The organism is Schlesneria paludicola DSM 18645, assembly GCF_000255655.1.
GTDB lineage: Bacteria > Planctomycetota > Planctomycetia > Planctomycetales > Planctomycetaceae > Schlesneria > Schlesneria paludicola.
On the sequence record NZ_JH636435.1, the window covers coordinates 2,277,747 to 2,295,690 of the forward strand.

General features: G+C 53.7%; 13 protein-coding genes and 1 tRNA gene. 4 read left to right on the forward strand and 10 right to left on the reverse strand.

Annotated elements, in window-relative coordinates; genetic code table 11:
• Positions 1 to 50: 50 nt before the first annotated feature.
• On the reverse strand, positions 51 to 1,142 hold the full coding sequence (locus OSO_RS0127330; RefSeq protein WP_010586185.1) for a twin-arginine translocation signal domain-containing protein: 1,092 nt from the start codon (positions 1,140 to 1,142) through the stop codon (positions 51 to 53).
• 390 nt (positions 1,143 to 1,532) lie between these two features.
• Between OSO_RS0127330 and OSO_RS0127340 the strand changes: the two genes are divergently transcribed.
• Both OSO_RS0127340 and OSO_RS0127345 read left to right on the forward strand, forming a co-directional pair.
• Positions 1,533 to 3,392: a polymorphic toxin-type HINT domain-containing protein gene (locus OSO_RS0127340; protein WP_010586187.1), complete on the forward strand. Its 1,860-nt coding sequence runs from the start codon at positions 1,533 to 1,535 to the stop codon at positions 3,390 to 3,392.
• Between the two features lie 52 nt (positions 3,393 to 3,444).
• Complete coding sequence (locus OSO_RS0127345; RefSeq protein ID WP_010586188.1) at positions 3,445 to 4,740, forward strand: hypothetical protein; 1,296 nt, start codon at positions 3,445 to 3,447, stop codon at positions 4,738 to 4,740.
• A 253-nt stretch (positions 4,741 to 4,993) separates the two neighbouring features.
• On the opposite strand, the gene OSO_RS45360 is transcribed toward OSO_RS0127345, so the two are convergent.
• From OSO_RS45360 to OSO_RS0127425, 9 genes are all read right to left on the reverse strand, one after another.
• Entirely contained in the window at positions 4,994 to 5,935 is a 942-nt protein-coding gene (locus tag OSO_RS45360) for a tetratricopeptide repeat protein (RefSeq protein ID WP_010586190.1), read from the reverse strand.
• A gap of 39 nt (positions 5,936 to 5,974) precedes the next feature.
• The gene (locus OSO_RS0127355) at positions 5,975 to 7,249 is read right to left on the reverse strand and encodes a hypothetical protein (RefSeq protein ID WP_202799983.1); all 1,275 of its coding nucleotides are present in this window, start codon (positions 7,247 to 7,249) and stop codon (positions 5,975 to 5,977) included.
• 154 nt (positions 7,250 to 7,403) lie between these two features.
• Entirely contained in the window at positions 7,404 to 8,282 is an 879-nt protein-coding gene (locus OSO_RS0127360; RefSeq protein WP_010586192.1) for an ABC transporter ATP-binding protein, read from the reverse strand.
• Entirely contained in the window at positions 8,275 to 8,673 is a 399-nt protein-coding gene (locus tag OSO_RS0127365; protein ID WP_010586193.1) for a GntR family transcriptional regulator, read from the reverse strand. Before OSO_RS0127365 ends, OSO_RS0127360 begins: the two co-directional genes overlap by 8 nt.
• Before the next feature lie 195 nt (positions 8,674 to 8,868).
• A tRNA-Arg gene (locus OSO_RS0127370) sits at positions 8,869 to 8,942 on the reverse strand.
• A 540-nt stretch (positions 8,943 to 9,482) separates the two neighbouring features.
• A complete protein-coding gene (locus tag OSO_RS0127380) occupies positions 9,483 to 9,938 on the reverse strand; it encodes a hypothetical protein (RefSeq protein ID WP_029247546.1) in 456 nt (151 codons plus the stop codon).
• A 1,451-nt stretch (positions 9,939 to 11,389) separates the two neighbouring features.
• Positions 11,390 to 12,853 carry a serine/threonine protein kinase gene (locus tag OSO_RS48660; protein WP_010586199.1) on the reverse strand — a complete coding sequence of 488 codons (1,464 nt, stop codon included), beginning with the start codon at positions 12,851 to 12,853 and terminating at the stop codon, positions 11,390 to 11,392.
• Positions 12,854 to 13,291: 438 nt separating this feature from the next.
• Positions 13,292 to 14,086, reverse strand: a complete 795-nt coding sequence (locus tag OSO_RS0127420; protein WP_010586201.1) for an ABC transporter permease — start codon at positions 14,084 to 14,086, stop codon at positions 13,292 to 13,294.
• A 4-nt stretch (positions 14,087 to 14,090) separates the two neighbouring features.
• Positions 14,091 to 14,951, reverse strand: a complete 861-nt coding sequence (locus OSO_RS0127425) for an ABC transporter ATP-binding protein (RefSeq protein WP_010586202.1) — start codon at positions 14,949 to 14,951, stop codon at positions 14,091 to 14,093.
• Between the two features lie 431 nt (positions 14,952 to 15,382).
• On the opposite strand from OSO_RS0127425, the gene gnd reads away from it, so the two are divergent.
• Together gnd and zwf are read left to right on the forward strand one after the other, a co-directional pair.
• Positions 15,383 to 16,444, forward strand: a complete 1,062-nt coding sequence (gene gnd / locus OSO_RS0127435; RefSeq protein ID WP_010586204.1) for a phosphogluconate dehydrogenase (NAD(+)-dependent, decarboxylating) — start codon at positions 15,383 to 15,385, stop codon at positions 16,442 to 16,444.
• Entirely contained in the window at positions 16,441 to 17,841 is a 1,401-nt protein-coding gene (gene zwf / locus OSO_RS0127440) for a glucose-6-phosphate dehydrogenase (RefSeq protein WP_010586205.1), read from the forward strand. Before gnd ends, zwf begins: the two co-directional genes overlap by 4 nt.
• Positions 17,842 to 17,944 lie beyond the last annotated feature (103 nt).

Sequence of the window (17,944 nt, forward strand, 5' to 3'; positions counted from 1 at the left end):
CAAAAATGCCATGACGTCGTGACGACATTCTCGACCTCGAATGAACAGCGTCAGGCGACTTTCTTCAGAAAAGAAACTCGTCCGGTATTGACCCACTCGACGACGTAGATGTTCCCCGCAGAATCAAAGCACGCGTCGTGCGGATGGATGAACTTGCCATTTCCCCAACGTTCCGGCTGTTCACGCATCTGGAAACCGTCAAGGACCTGTTCGGTCCATTGGGGATCGTAACCCAGATGGACGGCGACATTGTTGTCTTGGTCGAAGATCGAAATACGAGCGTGCAAATCGGGTATCAGTAACGTCGTTCCCCGAATGTCAAAATGAGCGGGGAAGCTGACGTTGCCAACAATGCTCAGCGGTTTTCCTTCGAGCGAAAAATATTGCAGCCGTGCATTGGCACGATCGGCGACAAGCAGCCGTGGATCGCGACCGGGGCGATCGTCGAGCCAGATGCCGTGCGGCGTCTTAAACTGGCCAGGTTCCTCACCAGTCCCACCGAATGAACGAACATATCTCACATCTTTGTCGTATTGATGTATGAAGTCCGAGCCATATCCATCAGCAACATAGAACCCTCCATCCGGTGCGAACGCAATATTCGTTGGACTGTATTTCTCTGGGGCCGCATAACGATTCGATTCCTGGGGATAGGGTAGCTCCCAGACTTTTTCACCTTTGAGCGTCGTTTTCGTGACCAAACCCGGACGCTGTTTGAACCCGGCAGGAGGTTTCGTAGTGGTAATCGCGAGGTACAGAAATTCTTCACCGCCATCCCGGCGGATATCGATCCCGTGCCCTCCAAAGTTCCACTGCTTCCCGAACGACCGCACAAACTTGCCACTCGGTTCGAAAACCACCACCGTATCAATGTTCGAGTCAAAGGGTGCTCGATGCGTGACATAGACCAGTCCGTCCGCGTCAATCGCCACGCCGTGGGTCGCATGCCACTTGATCTGGTCTGGAACCTTACCCCAGTTGTGATGGCATTCGTAGGTGAATTCCCCCGAACCGATCACAACCGGTTTTGTCCCCGCCTTGTCCGACGCATGCACAAAGAAATTCGAAGTGATGGCAGTCGCTGCGGCCGCACTGGCAGTCTTCAGAAAATCCCGGCGCTGGGGATCAAGTGCGTCAGACATGAAACGTTCCTTCCGCGAACAACGGGATAAATGAGTGACACAACAAGATCAACGCGATCGCTTGATGATATGCCGCGAACTTCCACGACGGCAATCTGTCGAGAACTGTTGCGATGACATGGCATTTTCGGGCCGAGCGGACCCAGGTCCCGTGATTTCACCAGGCTGCTAAGAAACCTTAGAGTGAAAACTCTAGAAAATCATTGTTGATTCGGTCGACGAAACACCGTTTCATAAACAGTCGCTTTCCCTGAAATCACACAGTTGAGCAACTCATTCGAAACAAAACCGTGATGGAACATGTACAGTATCGCTTTTATCGAGCGGTGATTCAGTGCGACAAACAACACATCTTGATCAACGAAACACATTGCAATGAAAGGAGTTAAGATGAAGAATTCAGTCATTTTCGGCGAACTTCTTGTCATTGCGCTATTCGTTCTGACATTCTCAGTCCATGCAGCGAACAAAGCCAAACCACAGTCATCGTCGACGGACGCAGTTCAGGAGTTATTGCAGTCCGAAATCGTGGAGACGAACTCCTTGGTTGACCGTCGCGGTGGACTGAACTTGAGCACACAGACGGATATTGATGCATGGTGGCAATCGGGATACGTCAAGTCGAGAAAACAATGGCTCCCCTATGAAGAGAGCATGGCCGCGGGCGATGAGGCGTCGCAATTGGAAGAGTATCGACAATTACGAGACAAGTTGTCGGATCGGGTGCACGGTCAGTGGAGACTGGCAAACTGGTGTCGGAAAAACGGACTGATCGATCAAGAGCGAGTTCATCTTTTGCGAGTTCTGACTGGCGGAGACCGGTCAGTCAACATGGATACAGTCTATGAACGATTGGGTTGTAAAAAGATCGATGGAGCGTGGGTTTCCGAGTATGAACGGCGAGAAGCGGCCGACCTCAAATCGGAGATCGAACAGTCACACAAACGTTGGGATTCGAAGTTCGCATCGCTAGTACAACAATTGGAAGGATCGCCAAAGCAGCGTTCTCAGGCAGAACAACAATTGGCCGAGATTACGCAGGCAACAGCGGTTCCGGCCATCGTCAGCACGTTCTGCCTGTCGACACAAACTTTGGCCGAATACGGCGTGAAAATGCTCGGTCAAATCCGCGAGTATCAGGCGTCACGTGCACTGGCAGGGCAGGCCGTCTTTTCTCCATGGAAGCCGGTCCGTACAGCCGCTATCGAGTTGCTCAAGGATCGCAAACTAACAGAATTCGCGCCCGATCTGTTGATGCTGTTGTCTTTCCCAATCCGAACAAAGGTCGAATCGAGTTGGCGAACATCACCTTCCAGCGTGAACGAAGTGTTTATGGCCGGTCCCAATCTGAGCGTGAATTGGGACTATGTTTGGGTTGAAGAAACCAATGACAAAATGCGTGTCGGAATTCGACGGCTGTTTCCGATCTCCGTCCCCTCGAATGTCGAAGATGTTTACAGCATCGGTTCCCCCAACCTGGAAGGTCGATTTGATACCAGAACAGGACAACGCGTTGGTAGCCCTAGATCGAATTTGATCGTCGCCGCCGAGTTGACCGCGCAAACAGATCATCTGGACTTTGCGGCCGAAAAAATCAACGATGACCGGAACGATTTGAATGAGCGAGTCGGAAAAGTCCTCTCGGCTTGTACGGACGAGTCAATGACCTCCGATCCAAAGGAGTGGTGGAAATGGTGGGCACTGTACTCAGACGTCTCCCACCCACGTGAAAAATATGTCGAGATCGTTGATGAACGACCGAATATTCCTTCGTTTAGCCGAGTGTCGGTCCAGTTAAGTTGTCTGGTCGCAGGCACACCAGTCTGGACCGAGCGAGGACTTGTGGCGATCGAGCAGATCCGCGCCGGTGATCGAGTTCTGTCGAAAGACGTAGTTTCAGGTGAACTGAGTTACAAACCGGTGCTCTTCACAACCGTTCGCGAGCCAACGCGAGTCCAGCAGTTCACTGTCGACGCTGACACAATTGTGGCGAGCCTCGGTCACCACTTTTGGGTCAGCGGTGGAGGATGGACCAAGATGCGGGATCTGGCAGCCAAGATGCCAATGCATACAGTCTCGGGTATGCAACGAATTTCCAGTGTCGAGGATCATGGCCGAGTCGAAGCAGTTTACAATTTGGTTGTCGCCGATTTTCATACGTATTTTGTTGGCAAAGCGATGGTCTTGAGCCATGATGTCTTGTTTCCGACCCTGACCAATGTCAAAGTACCAGGCTTGGCGAACCGGTAGACAATTCGCCATTACCAAAGACGAGACGTGTTGCGTCGCATGGAACAGACAGATGAGAAGTCACAGAATCCTCTTTTTGCTGATTTTGTGTTCGTTACGGACAGTTGCCGCGGAGCCATCGGCGCCAAGCGACAAGATCATTGCGCAGCGCGTTCAAGAGATGTTTCAGATTGGGTTCGTTCGAGGCCCACGCGAGATTCAAGAGAGCCAGCGACTGTACGATTCGCTTCGTAACGCCTCAGGCAGCGACAGTCGAGTCGACTATGCTCACGGATTAATCTCTCTGAGACAGATGAAGAACAAAGAGGCGAAAGACGATTTCCTCGCCGCGATCAAACGGCCCGGAACAGCTTATTTTCCTGCTTGGAGAGCACTAGTCTGGACGCATTTTTTGGCGAAGGAATATGACACCGGCCACGAGCATCTTTTGGAATTCGTGAAGCTCGTTGAAAAGTCAGACGATCTGACCACATTGATGCGGAATGAGGAACTCTATTGGATCGGCCGGATTATGGCTGCGGTCGAGCTGACATCGGAATCGGCACTTAGCCGCGAAAAATGGACTCAATATGAAGAGCAACTCATCGATCTCCTGAGTGAGGATGCGATTGACGTCTACCGTGGGGGTAAAGAGGAAGTCAGCATCCGTCAGGCGAACCTCGAACAGGAAGCTCGTCAAACTCAGGAACGGGGTAAGAAAAAAGAAGCACTTCAACGCCAGAAAAAGCTTGATCGTCTAGAAAAATCCCTGGAAACGGCGGACAAAAAACGAGAAGCATTGAAGAAGTCTGCCGCGGAACTGAAAGAAATACTGGACGAGCAAGCGGACGAATTCAAGAAGCAGATGGAAAGATCAGAAAAGGATTACTCGTTCCTGGAAAGGCGTGCGATGACGCTCATGTCTGCCATGATGGCACTCGATCAAGAAATGAGCGTCCTTCAATTACGCAGGGGAAATCCAGCTTCGAACGCCGCCAGAGATCAGTCGCTGATTCTCATGCAAAATGTGAGGATGAATTACGAACTCGAGTACATGAGAATCATCAATCTCGTTCAGCAAACATCATCGAATGCCAAACAGTTGCAGCAACAAAATGGTCAGCTTAACGACCAGTACAATCAAGCGACACGCGAGCTCGTCAAAGACGAGGCGGCGATTAAGGAACAGAAGGCCCGATCGCTGAAACAAGCAGACCTTTTGAAAAAAGAGAATGCGGAATCCAAGTCGCCGGCGATTCCAAAGCGAATTGAAACAACCAAGTCGTTACGTGCCTATGTCGACCTCGACGTTTTTGCCGAACGGGACTCGGTCCTTAAATCATTCGGCGTGACGATTGACGACAAATGACGCACGTATCTCCCGGCTGGGCTCGTGAACGCCACAGTCGCGCCTGATTTGCATCCGGTTCGGCATTCGGATGATCAGCGTGCATGAAATATCGGGAAACAACCAGATCGTTTCCCGATGCACCGCCGCTGAAAGACGCCCCGGTTGAATCCAACGACCAATACCGATGCAGACGCATTGTGTCGTTCGTAATCTCCAAGAGTCACATGTGTCTTGTCCAAATGCGAGCCGAAAACTAGACAATCACGTCACTTCATTCTTGGATGTCCGGCTCCCAATTTCTGATATCGATGACATCCCCCAGATGAAGCTCATATTCTGCCTCCCACGGGTTGATGACAACCTTATTCACGACGACGGTTAACTCGGGCGCGTCTTTGGTCATTCCATTGATGATTCGCAAATGGAATGGAGGCTTTCCGGCATTTTCAATTCGAGTTTGCCAGTAGTCGGTATGACGTCGGTACTCAATCTTCTTCTCGCCAGAAAGGATTTTGACGAAGAACTCTTGTTGAATATTCGCCACCATCTGCCCAGGCTCATGCTCTGCGTTGTCCTCGGAACCGCATTCACCAGCCTCCGACGGCTCTTCCATTTGAGGAAGCTCAATTCCTCGAACCCCCGCGGCCTGCTCGAGGTCCGTCATCGCGGCCTCAGCCTCTTCGTCATCACACTCGTCGAGGACTCGGCAAAAGGCATCGTAAGAGCCAACAAGATCTCCGTGAGCCCGAAAACAGCTGCCTAAAAAGAAGTACAAATCCGAGGTGGGAGAAGCCTCTGCATCGATTCCTCGTCGAGCAATCGCCTCCGCATCCAAAACCTTATTGAACGCCAACAACATCGAGGCAAGCTCGACATAATTGCCTGCATCTTGTGGTGCCGCTTCGATTGCTTGGGAATACAACTCTTCGGCTTCCACAAAATGGCCCGCGTCCCGGCTGATTCGCGCAAGGTAGGTGAGCGCCGCACCACGGAAGTCGAGAGACAGTTGTGACAGGGCCGCGTTGATGCATTCGCCAGCATCTTTCCCGCGGCCCAGAAAATAAAGGGACAATCCGCGAAGCCACTGTCCCTCAACGTCAGACGGATACTTTTCGACGTACCGTTGGCTCAGCTCTCCGGCCAAGGCAAACATCTCTTCATCAAGAGCGGCTTCAATCTTTTGCAGGTCTCTGCTGTCGCGTTTCTTTGCCATCATTTCCTCTATGGACCGATTGGTCCGCAACCAACAGTCTTAATCCAAATCTGCCCGCAGCCAGTGGCGATAAGCCCGCGCGATTGTTGCCACGCTCGCTGTCGCCAGAACCAACGCGATCGCGATATTCAACTCGACGCCGATCGGCTCGACGATGAACAGCATCCAGATCGTCATCGCGATGAACGGGCAGAATGCCCACGAAACGCTTGCCATCATTCCTCGTTTCAACAACCAGGTTCCCATCATAGCGTACATGGCGTACGCACAAAGTTGAGCCACCCCTGTGTCTAAGACAAACAGGAGCATTTTTTTGACTTGCAGAAATTCCGGCACCCAGATGGCCGCGGCGATTCCCATAAACAGAACGCCCCCGAGCCAGCATTGGATGACGTCCCACAAGAATGCCAGGCCGAGTTCTCGAACGAATTCCGGTCGCGTTCGCGGCCGCAAGGATTCATACCCTAGACGATGAAGGCGCATGTACCAGTAGAGATAGATATTGAAGGGATTCGTCATGATCTGCACTGAGAAGACCACCACAGGGTCCCTGGCTTTCAGTTCCGCCCCCACCAATGGCTGGAGTAACACGATTGGCGCGACGAAGATGAACGTGATCAAAATGATCCCCCCCACGGACGCGAAGACACGGGTCGGAGCGGTTCCAAGCCGCCATAACTGTAAACGTTCCGATAGGCTTCGCTCGCTGTACCCAGAGAGATTGTCGATTTGCTTCAGGTTGGTAAACGACTCGAAATTCTGAAGGACACCTCGCTTATTAGCCGGCAAAGCAGCGAGATGGTCAGCGATCGTCTTCGTCTTCCCCCGGAAAATTTCGCTTCGCCCGCGGAGAAGGTCGCCATACAAGCGAGAGAACGCGTACTCAACCATCTCTTCATTCAACACCAACAGCCGCCAAGCGAAGGCCCAGAGCGCTAGCAGACTAATGAACACCAATGCCGCAGAGGTCACTGGCGTTCTCCCGGCGAGGAAATCCGCAAGCTGAGGGAAGGATGAAGAGGGCGTCATGACAAAGCCCAAAAAAGGGAAAGCCAAAACACCCACGATCGGCGTCCACAATCCCGCTGCCAAGCAAGTCAGGAAAATCACAGCAACGCTCGTCGGCGCGACGTCGCTTGCCCCCACAAGCTCCATCAAAAACATCGGAATCCCAAGGAACAACAATGCGATGAGCGTCGTGACCAGGAGATGCTTCTTGCGATAATTCGGCAGCACGGATGCCCACGGGTGGGCGATGTTGTCTCTGAGATAGATACCTAAGAGGCAAGCATTGAAGTACGCAAACATTGCCATGTAGGATTTTCTCGAAAGGACGCCGCCAAAGATGCCGAACTGGTGGCGCGGGAGCAGTCCCTCGATTGCTGAAACCATTAAGAGGCAGAGGAACATGAAGCACCACACCGCCGCTGATGTTTTGCACAGGTAGGTTCTTGCGATCCTCAGGTAATCACTCATGATGCAGCTCCAGGAAAATATCCTCGAGATTGAGATCCTGTACCGCCACGGACGCCGACCACAGTTGGCCGATTCGTTCGGGCAAATCCGCCGTAAAGTCGTGCACGCTCACCACTGCCTGGTTGCCGGTTACCTTCGCGTTCAACATGCCGGGCACGCTGAAAGTACCTTCCGGCAAGGGCGCAGCCGACTGAACATGTAGCCGCTTCACGCTGTCCTTGAGAGCATCCAGTTCTCCGCTGTAGACGATCTTGCCGTCCTTGAGGACCGCGACGCGGTCGGCGACACGCTCCAAGTCCGAGGTAATGTGCGTTGAGAAGATCACCGTGCGCGCGCCGACCATGCCGAGCAGCGTTTCCAAAAACTGCCGCCGCGCCACGGGATCCAAGCTGGCAGCAGGCTCGTCGAGGACCAGCAGATCCGGCTCATGACCGAGGGCTAAGATGATCGCAAGCTTTTGCGTTTGGCCGACCGACAACGGCCCGACAAGGTCTTCCGGGTTCAGCTCCCATTCGCGCAGCAACTGTTCAACCAATGCCTTGTTCCACCTGGGATAGAAAGCGCCCGTGTAGGCGGTGATCTGTCGGATCTTCATCCAAGGATAGAGGTCAATTTTCTGCGGCACGTAGCCCAGCCGTTCCTTGCCCGCAGCGCTGAGCTCCAAAGCCGGCTCGCCCAAGATACGGACGTCGCCGTGCTGAGGGTGTTGCAGGCCCAACACGCATTTGAGCAACGTCGTCTTGCCGGAGCCATTCTTGCCCACGAGGCCTAAGACCGAGCCTGCCGACAAGCTTAGATCGACTTCTTTCAGCACAGGCTTGTGACCGAAGCTTTTCGAAACTCCGCGCAGGTCGAGCATCGTTTCACTCATTGCCGCGTTCCTTTAGTAGAGGGTCGAGGGCCGCCAGCACTTGCTCCCGTGTCAGGGCCAACTGATACGCCTGCGCGGCCACCTGCTCCAACAGCGACCGCAGCTCATCCTGCCGTTCCTTGACCGTTCCCTTGGGCAATCTTTGGTTGATGCGCATCCCGTGCCCACGCACGCGTTCGACGACCCCGTCGCGCTCCAGCAGCGAATAGGCCTTGGACACGGTCATCTGGTTGATTTGCAGGTCCTGGCCGAGCTGCCGCACGGATGGGAGCAAGTCCCCTTCCGCCAGCCGCCCACTGGCGACGAGTGCGCGAACCTGATCCATCAACTGCCGATAAATCGGCACGCCGGAGGAGATGCTTACCTGGAAGTTGGACGTGCTGGACTGCATATGTGCATTACTACTATAATACACATATGCAGTCCAGCCCAGGGATTATTTTTTGATTGACGCGAGGAGATCCCAAACCGAAGACAATTGAGATTTCAGAAAACGCCCCCCAAATGGGGCTCACCGACTTGGACAGATTCGCCGACCGGCGATGTGCCTATCGATCTGCAATCACTGAGAAGTGTCGTAAGTGATTACGCCCGAAGGGATTCGAACCCCTGACCGACGGATTAGAAATCCGTTGCTCTATCCAGCTGAGCTACGGGCGCTTCTGCTCGTTTTGTCGTGTTTTCACGCTCCGAACGCCGTTTCGAAAACGCGAAAACGACCATTCGACGACGTATCGCGGCTAAGCACGGGGGACTGGCCTGAGGCCGAAAAGTAGACCAAGCTCAACGAGCCCCCGCGAGAATTTTCCACAAACCACTGCAAGTAACGGCCAATGGCAAACGAAAAATTTGCGGTCGGGTCCACTATTTCGGCGTCTGGACTGCCCCAGATGCAGCACTTCGGAAGTATCTCCACGAAGGTCACGCCCTGCAAGCCGGGCGCACCCCAAAATAGTGAATGCTCCACACCTGGCGATGCGAAAGCTCTTTCCTGCGTTTCTGTCGAATCAGGAATTGAAACTCGTTCCGGCGGAACATCCGCCGCGAACGTTCCATCGATTGCACGCAAATCCGTGACAAGCGGATCGATCATTTCGAAAACTGGCGGACTGATGAAGAGCGTCGGGCCGTCAACTTGGAAGGACTTCGCGCCAAACGCAAGAAGAATGTCGAATCCGAAGCGAGGCGGACTGTGAACAGCTACGAAGCGAGTTCGTGAATATCGCAATCTCCGCGTGGCTTGCTGAGAAGCAGCCACGCGGAGATTGCGATCAATGGAACGACGATTGACCAGTAAGGAACGAGCAGAAACGACCTTCGCCAGCCAGTGATACGAAGAGTGATTTCCCCGCCTTCAAACCCGCAAGACTTCCAGTGCCATCCAATTTGTTGAACGTTATCGAGTGGGTGGTACGAGAACGCGTCACCAGTCATATAGAATTTGGGGACGCTAATCTCGAATGGATGTGATTCCTGCAACCGTATCCAGGACAAACGTCCTTGATTGGAGCCCATGAAATGAATATTCGTGTTGGTGCGACGAAAATTAACTCCATCTACAACTGTGAGGCTCCTCACCCAGCCGGCCATAAACACACACGCCGTTACCAGCATCGCGACGCCGAGCATTCTCCGCCAGGATTTGAAGTCGCTCATTGAAATTCCGGCTCCGAAATGGGCGATTGTGGCCTGCTAACTTGGCGGGGCTTCGAGAACAGGAACCAGGTGGAAATCAACGTCAACGGGAGGACAATTGACCAATGGGGCATCGACACGGAGATCACATGTTCGTTTTTGCGAAGGGAAGCAACTACGATCGCGAAATCGCCAAACTGATAGCACGAAGATTGAGTCGCAGAGTCCCAATACACAATCCTTGGCCCCCCGAATCGCTTGGTCGCAATCCACCCGAGCCATAACTTTTTGTTTGGCGGATTGAAGATCATATCGGTACGCGCAATTGCCTGAGCGTGCGTCGGGTACGAACAAACCATCCAAGTCACGACCCCGCCACAGTTTACCACAATATGATTGGATCTTGAGGGACACAGGTAGAGATAATCGTCTTGTCTCATACTCGTCAGCCATGCACCCCAGAACACGCACGCAACGAGTAACATCGCCACGCTGAGCTTCCGTCGCAGAGGCTGAAAATAGTTCATTTTGGATCGAATCCTGCGACTTTCGCTGATCCTGGCCTGCAAAGAGGAAGCCACGCGGAGAACAGCGTCAACGGGACGACCGCTCGACCAGTAGGAGCCAAGCAGTCGTGGAAAATGCCGGCGTTCGGTATCGAGTCTTCACTTGTTCCGCATGCTCTGCTTCACGAGAAATCGTGACAGTTTGTCTAGATTCTGGCGAACGACAGGGCGATGAGCAAGGGATTCGCGGCGCAACGAACGCGGTTCCCGTGAAACGACGAACATTGAATGCCCTGAACTGGAAATCGCCTGTTACACAACAAGTGATTTGATTAATCGGCTTCGGCAGATAGCGGCCGTGGCGCTAGCTGCTAACCTTAGCACTGAAAGGGCAACTCAGAAGAAATTCAAGGACGCGAATCGCCCGATCAAGGTCGACAAGGTTCCGTCCGTCGACAAACAGAATGTTCGGCGCGAGTTTGAAGTTGACTTGGACAAGCTCAAATGATTTGACAACGTGCACATCGAGCTTGTTGTCCTCGATTTGGCCACAAGAAAGATCGCTGCCACAGTCCCCGTTAAGAGGAAGCTCGTCCAGCGAAGGCGGACCGCCAATATCGAGGTCGCCCCATCGTTCACATTGTCCTGCGATGTCCTGGTTCACTGCTGGAGCGGAACGAACGAACATTTGATGACCGTCCCTCTGATCCTCTTGACGGACGAGATTCAAGAACTTCTACATCCGGCTCCAAAATGATGCCTCTATGAAGAACTGGACCGATGGATCGAGCACGAAACCTGACTGCCTTTCAGCCGTTGTCGTCGACAACCGAGACGACGAAAAACAGAGTTGTTGAAGGAGTCGCAGGCCGCCCGATCCATCCGTCGATGAATAGCTTGGTGACATCAACCTGTCAGTCAGCCAGCACTGTACTCGCCCCCATCGACGCGACAGAGCAGGAGCGATTAGGCAAATTCCAATTGGGCACGAATGCGCTGCCAGACGAACCAGCCTCCGGTTGCAATCGCGGAGAATACCACCAGATAGATTCCCCAACTCATCAACGACTGGAGCAAAGAACGGCCTGAGGCTTCGTTAAGGACGTTGAATGTTTGCTCGGCCTGATTGCGGACATTCGAGCTGACATCAGAATTACGCTGCAGCTTGTAGATTTCCCAGCGAATCCCGCGGCTTTCGTTGGCATGGCGGGCAAGGGCTCCGAGTGCGGCAACTTTCACGTTTTCCGGACCGTCTTTGGTGGCCGCATACAGTTTGGCAATCGTTTCTGAGTGCAGTGTGCTGAACTTGGCGAGTGTGTTGATGGCAAAGAGCTGCGCTGTTGGATCAGGTTGGGCCATCTGCTCAACGAGTGCGTTTTCGGCGATGAGCATTCGCGACTCGGACGCTTTCCAGCCTCCCCAGCCAATCAAACAAAAGACCATCATGGCGATACTTAAGCCCCACTCCCATGCCGCACGAGCACGAGAGTCGCTGGGCGCTGGCAGGAAGGAAATCGAATCACTGCTTTCCTTCATGCCTTTCAGGGGTACGACCGACGTGGGCATTGATGAACGAGTCGGTACCAACGTCGGTTCGACGGCAACGACACGACGCCCAGGCTGCAAGATGTCCTGCAATCGTTGTTTGACCCTATCAGCCGATTCAGGACGCGCTTCAGCCGATTTGGCGAGCAAATCACAGATCAACGTGTCGAGTTCCAGTGGAATCTCGATATGTTTCCGCGACGCGTGCGGAATAGGGTCTTTCAAATGCTTGTGCATAATTTCGGGTTGGTTGTCACCCAGAAATGGCGGTTGTCCGGTCAACATTTCATAGATGACGCAGCCGAGCGCATACAAATCTGAACGATTCGACAGGGGATTCCCGCGAATCTGTTCTGGAGACATGTATTCGACCGTCCCCAAGGTGCGACCAGTGGCGGTCAGACGGCGTCCCGTGGACACGGTGATAAGTCCGAAGTCACTCAGTTTCAGATGCCCGGTCTTCGATACGAGGAAGTTGCTCGGCTTGATGTCGCGGTGAATCACACCATGATTGTGCGCGTACTGTAGTGCATCACACATCTGCATGGCATAGTCAACCGCCGTTTCCCAGGACAGGCGACCTTTGAGATGAATCAACTGCGACAGGGTGCCGCCTTCAACAAGTTCCATCGCATAAAACTGCTGCTTGCTTTCGCAGGTTCCACCAAAGCAACGCACGATATTGGGATGATCGAGCTGCTTCAGAACGTCCATTTCGCGTTCAAACCGCGCTAGAAGAGTCTTGTTTTCCGCCGCATTCAGTGGCAGAAGCTTCACGGCGACACGGCGGTTATTTCCCACATAACGGGCGCGGTAAACCTCGCCCATTCCGCCTTCACCGATCTTATCGAGCAGTTCGAATGGCCAAACCCAACGCTTTTCCATCGTTCCGCCTCACAGCCCGCCAATGAGATTTCAGTTCGGTCCCCGAGCCAGAAATCCGAGAAATTGCAACTCACAAATGTCCAGATACGAGAACCCACTCCGCCTGAATCTGGACTTGATCACACAATTATACGAAGCAAAGCCTGGGCCGAAGAGGCTCGAAACGAGAGTGAGAAAAGCCCGCAGGTCCAAAGAAACGATCACCCGACTTGACATCTCGCGCAAACGCATCTGCATTCATCGCTTTATCACAACGAGAATCCACTCAATGACCATGGAAATCGACATGACCTCGACGCGCATTGTTCGATTCTGCTTGTCGGTTTTCCAACAAATACGGGCTGCCCCCATGTGTCATCTGATCGAACGAATGCCTGCTTGGAACTTGACGGTCCTTTTCTCTACCCCAAAATACGTATTCACATGAACAGGCAACCGTCAATATGCGAGGCGGGGATAGAGAGCCGCGCCGATCAGCGTCAACAGCACGGTCGTGCCAACCAGGACGCCAAAGTCGAGGCCGAGACCAAACTCACTGTGACTGTTCGCCAGCATCAATGCGCGAAGTGCGTCCACTTCGTAGGTCAAAGGATTGCCATGCGCGATGAATTTCAACCAGGGCGGCATCATGACGATCGGATAGATTGCATTGCTTGCGAAGAACATTGGCATGGTTAAGACCTGGCCAATCCCCATAAATCGCTCACGCGTTTTTACGAGGCAGGCGATCGTCAGGGAAAACGTCGAGAACAACGCCGCGCCCAACACAACAACCAGAAGCACACCCGCAATCGCAAATGGATTCCAGTTCAATCGAATTCCCAGCATCCAGGCCAGAAAGTAGACAATCACGGCCTGCGAAATGGCGCGGACACCCGCTGACAGCCCTTTCCCCAACACTAAAGCCGCCCGCGGCGTTGGGGTCGCCAGTAGCTTATGCACAATCCCCAGGTCACGTTCCCAAATTACGGCAATTCCGAAAAAGATCGCGATGAAGAGCACGCTTTGAGCGAGGATGCCTGGAGCCATAAAATCCTGATAAGGCAGGTCGCCCGTGGGGATGGCTCGCGCGTGCGTGAAGACTTGGCCGAACACGAGCAGCCACAGGGCTGGCTGGATGGCACGCGTCAGCAACTCGCTGGGATCGCGGCGCAGCTTTCTTAGATCCATCCCAACGATCGCCAGAGTCTTGCGGACAAACTGGCCAACCGACGTCATCGTACTCAGCGACATGTCATCAGCCGAGCCGAGCGGAGGCGCGACGAGTATTGGCGATGTCACGAATTCGTTCTCCTGATTCGACCGTTGAACGCGAGTAATATGCGAAGATCTCATCCAACGTTGCATCAGGCCGATTCATACCTGCCTTAAGTTCCGCAACGGATCCCAATGCTCTGATTTTTCCGATGCTCATGATCGCGATGCGGTCACACAATGCATTGGCCTCGTCCATGAAGTGTGTGGTGAGCACAACGGTCGTCCCATAGTTCGCCACAAGTTCGCGAATCTGTTGCCAGACGCTACTTCGTGCGACGGGATCGAGTCCAACGGAGGGTTCATCCAGAAACAAGACCTTAGGACGATGCAACATCGCCGTCACGATTTCCAGGCGTCGAACCATCCCCCCAGAGTAGGAGCTTACAAGATGACTCGCGACGTTCTGCAAGTCGGCGGATTGCAAAGCATCGGCGATTCGTGCCTCGCGGTCCGCTTTCGGCAGGTCATACAACTTCGCAAATATCAGAAGGTTTTCATAACCGCTCAGCATCGCGTCGGCTGAGAGCAACTGAGGAACATATCCGATCGAGCGACGTACCTGCGCGGGGTGTTTCAGCAAGTCACATCCCGCAATCGTTGCGGAGCCGCTGGTCGGTGGCAGCAAGGTGACTAACATTTTCATGAGCGTGCTTTTGCCCGCGCCATTAGGGCCAAGCAAGCCGAAAATCCGTCCCGCTTCGATCGACAGCGACAAGCCATCAACCGCCTTCAATGTGCCATACGCCTTCGTCAATGACCGCGTTTCAATGACCGTTGAGGCAATCGAAGGCTGCGGGGGGCCCGTAAATTGCGTAAGATTGCCTTGAGAAAAATGATTCATCTCGGGTTGATTCAAAGCGAAAGAACTCCCCAAATGAGGCTAATCTGAAAAGTTATCCTGGTCCGTGTCATTCTTTTTGATGCTCTGGTTTCGATCATCACACTGGAAGGAACTTTGCCAAGATCGTCGCTCAATGAACGCCGTGCAAACAGTTGTCTCCGGTATGCAAACACCCGACAATGAACGGTCAGTGCGCGTTTACCGCACCACTGATCCGTGTGCAATCGGTGCGCCGCCTTGCGAAGGCAATGCCTTCGATCGATTGATTTCTGTCAGCCTTTCCACCTTGGCAAAGGAATTGCTTACGAGATCTTACTTTTTTGATCGTGGGGCTGATCACACCTGTCTGTTGTCCAATCGCATCCGTACTAATGAATCGTATGAAACGACCAACCGAGTGATTCCGTGTTGACCAAAACAAGGAACAGAATGTGGAAATCGGAATGATCGGACTGGGACGAATGGGGGCGAGCATGGTGCGTCGCCTGCTGCGAGCCGGTCATCACTGTGTCGTCTACGACGTTCATCCGGCGGCCTCACAGCCACTCGTTCAAGAGGGCGCGGTTGGAGGATCGTCACTCGGTGAATTCGTGCAAAAGTTGAAGTCCCCTCGCGCTATTTGGCTTATGGTTCCCGCCGCCGTCGTTGATTCGACAATCACAGGCCTGGTCCCACTGCTCAGTCCCGGAGATATCGTGATCGACGGAGGAAATTCGTATTATCACGATGATATCCGCCGTGCGACGGAGCTAAAGCCAAAGGGAATTCACTACGTCGACGTGGGCACCAGCGGTGGGGTATGGGGAGCCGATCGCGGCTATTGCCTGATGATTGGGGGCGAACAGGCGGTGATACAACATCTCGATCCCGTGTTTGCGACACTGGCGCCGGGAATCGAAGCAGCACCACGGACACCCAGTCGGCAACATGTCGCAACGCCAAATTCGAACGTGGGCACAGCCGAGCGCGGATACCTGCATTGCGGACCGAATGGGGCCGGGCACTTTGTGAAGATGGTTCACAACGGAATTGAATATGGACTAATGGCCGCGTACGCCGAAGGAATGAACATTTTGCGACACGCGAATGCGGGTAAAACAGCCGTGACGGCCGATGCCGAAACAACTCCACTTCGGCATCCCGAACACTACCAATACGACCTGAACCTGGCGGATATCGCGGAAGTCTGGCGACGAGGCAGTGTGATTTCGTCGTGGTTGCTCGACTTGACCGCCATCGCTCTCTTCGAGAATTCCGACCTCTCAAAATTCGCCGGCCGAGTCTCGGATTCAGGCGAAGGGCGGTGGACCGTGCAAGCGGCGATCGATGAAGCAGTGCCTATCCCGGTCCTTAGCGCCGCGCTGTTCGAGCGATTCAGTTCACGGGGCGAGGCCGGATTCGCTGACAAGCTGCTTTCTGCCCTGCGATTCCAATTCGGCGGCCATCACGAAAAAGCCGACGAACCGAAACCTGAACACGGAGGCATTCAATGACGGCGCTCGTTTCGGATGCCTTTGTTTTCTTTGGTGCCACAGGCGATCTCGCCTTCAAGAAAATCTTTCCCGCACTGCAGTCGCTGATACGGCGTGGACGGATGCACGTTCCCATCATTGGTGTGGCAATCGACAACTTGAGTCTTGATCAGTTCAAAACACGCGCTCGCAACAGCCTGGAGCAGCACGCTCAGTTCGACTCCGCAACCTACGAAACAATGTGCCAGCAACTGAAGTATGTCAGCGGCGATTATCGTGAACCGGAAACATATCAGAAGATCCGCACGGCACTTGGAACGGCACAGCGACCATTGAACTATCTTGCGATCACCCCCAGCCTGTTTGGGACCGTCGCCGAGGGATTGGCCAAATCCGGTTGCGTTCACGGGGCACGAGTCATCGTCGAAAAACCGTTTGGTCGCGATCTGGAATCGGCCAGGGATTTGAATCGGATTCTTCACGAATACTTTCCAGAAGAATCGATCTTTCGAATTGACCATTATCTCGGGAAAGAGCCGGTACAAAACCTGATCTACTACCGATTTGCCAATCCACTGATCGACGCAGCCTGGAACTCGCGAAATATTGAAAGCGTTCAGATCACCATGGCCGAAAATTTCGGCGTTGCAGGTCGCGGCAAGTTCTACGAAGAAGCAGGGGCGATTCGAGACGTCGTGCAGAATCATATGCTTCAAGTCATCGCCTGTCTGGCTATGGAGTGCCCCGTATCGCAGGATCACGAGGCACGACGTGACGCCCGCGGAAAGCTTCTGGAAGCCGTGCGAACCCTCAAGCCAGCCGATATCGTCCGCGGACAATTTCAGGGCTACCGCAATGAACCAGGGGTCAATCCGGCGTCACAAGTCGAGACCTTTGCCGCCGTGCGTTTCATGATCGACAATGCACGCTGGGACGGCGTACCGTTCTTCGTGCGAGCTGGAAAGTGCCTGCCGGTGACAACGACCGAAGTGATGGTTCGGTTCAAGCGGCGTCCCCATCCGATGCTGGACGACTCCGAGTCGCTACGCGCAAACTACTATCGATTTCGCCTCAGTCCTCAGGTGGTCATCGCCTTGGGTACAAAAGTGAAAAAGGTGGGTGAACTCATGAAGGGGGAAGCGATCGAACTGGTAGCTACACATCAAGCCGTGGATGAGATGGACCCCTACGATCGACTGCTGGGTGATGCCGCATTCGGCGATGCCGCGCTGTTCGCCAGACAGGATTCGGTCGAGTCATCCTGGCGGATTGTCGAGCCAATCCTGGGCAATATGACACCGCTTCACGAGTATGAGCCAAATACCTGGGGACCACCGGAAGCCACTTCGACGATCATCCCTGATGGCGGATGGCACGATCCCGATCCCCAACCAGTTTCATCATCATCTGCAACGTGACAATGAGGTTTCGAAATCGGTCACATCAAGAATCCTGCTGGCGGAGTGTGGTCCCGAACTCCCCAGCGTGAAAGACGGCAACTGAAAGAAAATCAGGAGAGCG

Excerpts from the sequence above, each read along its gene's own strand:
- OSO_RS0127380 (WP_029247546.1), bottom strand. The coding sequence starts at position 9,938 with ATGAGCGACTTCAAATCCTGGCGGAGAATGCTCGGCGTCGCGATGCTG.
- OSO_RS45360 (WP_010586190.1), bottom strand. The coding sequence starts at position 5,935 with ATGGCAAAGAAACGCGACAGCAGAGACCTGCAAAAGATTGAAGCCGCT.
- OSO_RS0127345 (WP_010586188.1), top strand. The coding sequence starts at position 3,445 with ATGAGAAGTCACAGAATCCTCTTTTTGCTGATTTTGTGTTCGTTACGG.
- OSO_RS0127340 (WP_010586187.1), top strand. The coding sequence starts at position 1,533 with ATGAAGAATTCAGTCATTTTCGGCGAACTTCTTGTCATTGCGCTATTC.
- OSO_RS0127425 (WP_010586202.1), bottom strand. The coding sequence starts at position 14,951 with ATGAATCATTTTTCTCAAGGCAATCTTACGCAATTTACGGGCCCCCCG.
- zwf (WP_010586205.1), top strand. The coding sequence starts at position 16,441 with ATGACGGCGCTCGTTTCGGATGCCTTTGTTTTCTTTGGTGCCACAGGC.
- OSO_RS0127365 (WP_010586193.1), bottom strand. The coding sequence starts at position 8,673 with ATGCAGTCCAGCACGTCCAACTTCCAGGTAAGCATCTCCTCCGGCGTG.
- OSO_RS0127330 (WP_010586185.1), bottom strand. The coding sequence starts at position 1,142 with ATGTCTGACGCACTTGATCCCCAGCGCCGGGATTTTCTGAAGACTGCC.
- OSO_RS0127355 (WP_202799983.1), bottom strand. The coding sequence starts at position 7,249 with ATGGCAATGTTTGCGTACTTCAATGCTTGCCTCTTAGGTATCTATCTC.
- OSO_RS0127360 (WP_010586192.1), bottom strand. The coding sequence starts at position 8,282 with ATGAGTGAAACGATGCTCGACCTGCGCGGAGTTTCGAAAAGCTTCGGT.
- OSO_RS0127420 (WP_010586201.1), bottom strand. The coding sequence starts at position 14,086 with ATGTCGCTGAGTACGATGACGTCGGTTGGCCAGTTTGTCCGCAAGACT.
- OSO_RS48660 (WP_010586199.1), bottom strand. The coding sequence starts at position 12,853 with ATGGAAAAGCGTTGGGTTTGGCCATTCGAACTGCTCGATAAGATCGGT.